The following is a 519-nucleotide window of genomic DNA, read 5'->3' on the forward strand; positions in this document are numbered from 1 at the left end:
TTACGGCAAGTACATCCTGGTGCGCGTGGACGAGGCCCCCGGTGGCGTGTGGCGCAGCAGAACGCTCCTGCCCTATCAACGCGGGTTGACCCTCCACGAGATCCACCGCCTGCTCAGCAAACACACCACCTCGGACGACGGCCGGGACGATCGCCGCTAGGCCGCTCGACTCGCAAACGCCAAGTTCCGACCGGATGGGCCGGCGCTGACTCCATCAGCGCCGGTCTGGATTCTCACCGTGGTGACTTGCCGCGCATACCCGACGCCGGGAGCTGCCCCAGCACGATGATCGGCTGGGCAGCCTGGCCGGTCGCGCTCCCTTGGCCGGGCGCCTGAGTCAGGCTTCTTTCACCGCACCGTTGTCGTAGACCGCTCGTCCACCGAGGATCGTCCGCGGCACCTGCGTCTCTTCGAGCGCATCCAGCCCACCGGTGGCCGGGTTGCGGTCCACGATCGTGACGTCGGCGTGGTAGCCGGGTGTCAGGCTGCCGATGTCCTCCCAGCCCAGCAGGGCGACCC

At 68.4% G+C, this 519-nt stretch carries 1 pseudogene; it reads right to left on the minus strand.

Annotated elements, in window-relative coordinates:
* Positions 1–337: 337 nt before the first annotated feature.
* Positions 338–519, minus strand: a pseudogene (locus ABEB12_RS41955) (hypothetical protein); the annotation flags it as partial.

The sequence above is a fragment of the Actinospineispora eucalypti genome (assembly GCF_039543365.1).
Classification (GTDB): domain Bacteria; phylum Actinomycetota; class Actinomycetes; order Mycobacteriales; family Pseudonocardiaceae; genus Pseudonocardia; species Pseudonocardia eucalypti.